At 62.2% G+C, this 1,933-nt stretch carries 2 protein-coding genes and 1 pseudogene; 2 read left to right on the top strand and 1 reads right to left on the bottom strand.

Annotated elements, in window-relative coordinates:
• Positions 1–331 precede the first annotated feature (331 nt).
• Positions 332–526, bottom strand: a pseudogene (locus AC630_RS41395) (N-carbamoyl-D-amino-acid hydrolase); the annotation flags it as partial.
• Positions 527–864: 338 nt separating this feature from the next.
• On the opposite strand from AC630_RS41395, the gene AC630_RS41390 reads away from it, so the two are divergent.
• On the top strand, positions 865–1,089 hold the full coding sequence (locus AC630_RS41390; protein WP_074124163.1) for a hypothetical protein: 225 nt from the start codon (positions 865–867) through the stop codon (positions 1,087–1,089).
• 303 nt (positions 1,090–1,392) lie between these two features.
• Positions 1,393–1,719 (top strand): hypothetical protein, encoded by a 327-nt coding sequence (locus tag AC630_RS41385; protein WP_074124161.1) that lies wholly within the window; start codon positions 1,393–1,395, stop codon positions 1,717–1,719.
• Positions 1,720–1,933 lie beyond the last annotated feature (214 nt).

Raw genomic sequence — 1,933 nt, 5'->3', positions numbered from 1 at the left:
CGGACGCTGCCGCGTCCACCGCAAGCCCGGCTCGCGAAACGTGACGACACATGATCGCCCCTCAAGGTAGAGCCGGGATGGGCGACACATACGACAAATCCGAATTTCGGTAAAGCGGAATATTTTTGCGGCGAGGGATTGACGACGGAGCGAAACACCCGGGCTTCCCGGCGTCATTCCGGGGCGCCGCGAAGCGGCGAGCTATGATGCGCAATTGCACATCTGAGAATCCATTTCACAGCGTGTCTTGCGGCCCGATGGATTCCGGGCTCGATGCTCCGGCGTCGCGCGATCCCGTCGCATCGCCCCGGAATGACAAGGGAGAGAACAATCACCCCTTCGGCCCTACCGGCGTTCCGTCCGCCATGATGGTCACGCCCTTGCGCTCGACGATCAGCCCGTACGCCCGGGGCTCGCGGTGGACGTCGAAATTGAAGATGGACCGCTTGTAGGAGTTGCAGAGATCGATATCGCAGCGGGCGAGCGCGATCTCGTCGCCCTTCGTCGTGCATCTTGCGACCGTCTCGGTTCTCGCGACCAGGCCAAGCTGGCCGGCCGCGACATTCACAAATCTCGCCACGCGTCTTTCCTTCGTTCGCTTGCCTTCGTTCGCTTGCAGGATTGTCGAAGCCCAGTCCTCTCGGCCCGGCGCATCGCTCGCCAGGGCCTCCCGCGCGCATCGTTGCGACGGCGCACAATCAAATTTCATGCCTGAGGGGTCTCGTCGTGGGACCGCACGCCAAGGTCCGGGAACTTCGTTGCTAATCTGCAACGGTTCCCCGCGATCTGAAGCCGGACAAAAGAAACTCCCATTGCGGCCACGAACCGCTCTCACAACGCCGTGAGACTAGCAGGGGAACGACGATGCGTGCACAACGCGTATGGAAAGTGAATGGGGTTGCCAGCATCGGGCAGCTCCAGTCCAGACTGGACGATCTCAACAAGCGTCTCAGTCAGCTCGAAAGCCAGCATCCCGAGAGCTGGACGATCGAAGAACTGAAATCGAGTGCGCTCGGCCTGTCACGTGAGATCGACGATATCCGCTGCGCCGAGGCGACGGCGGCACTGAGCGAGCTGCTGCGGAAATAGCAGGGCGCAGCGCGTAGGATGGGTAGGCGAACCGAAACCCATCGATTCCTCTCGAGGGATGAAGGGTGATGGGTTTCGAAAGGGCCCTACCCATCCTACGGGCTCGACGATTGGCCGAGTGCGCAAGGAACCAACACCCTCCGCCGCCATTTCCATGCAGAGCATGGAGCAAAATCATGACCAGGCACCTGACGCGAGCCGACCTCGCGCGCGGTGTGGTCGGCGCGGTTTCCACGCTGGTCATTTGCGCGACGGCGGCATTCGCCATCGCGCACCACTTCGCGCTGTGAGGGATGATTTCGCATGACGTCCGACCCCGAGGAGTCGGTGAGGCTGCAAGGCTACGGCGAGATGACGCTGCGCACAGCCATCGCGACGCTGATGGCGCTCGCGCCGCGCGAGCGATCCGATGCCGCGATCTTCCGCGTCCGCGACGACTCGCGTTTAGCCTCGAGCGAGATCGCTGAACTCGCATCAAGCTGGGGCATCATGCCCACGGCCGAGATCAGATCTCCAAAACTCGTCCCGGATCAGCACTGGCCGGACATCGTTCGCGGCATGGTGCGCGAGGCACCGCTGCCGTCGCTGATGGTGGCGTTCTTGATCGGCGTGCTGGTGGCGCGGCGATAGTCCAGTCTCCACAGCTCTGCCTGCAGGACGTCGCAGGCGGCCTCAATCAGCCTTCTGATTTAAGAATCCCCAAGATCCCACACGACCTCGACCTTGAGCTCGAGACAAACGAAAACGCCGCCTCCGTTACCGGAGGCGGCGTTTTGGATTCGAACATCGCAAGAGGAGGAAACCTTGTCCTTGGCAGGCCTGGCAGCGACCTACTCTCCCAGGG

The organism is Bradyrhizobium sp. AS23.2 (genome assembly GCF_001908185.1).
Lineage (GTDB): Bacteria > Pseudomonadota > Alphaproteobacteria > Rhizobiales > Xanthobacteraceae > Bradyrhizobium.
The sequence above is the reverse complement of the archived record's forward strand: the minus strand, read 5'-3'. Positions and strand labels throughout refer to the sequence as shown.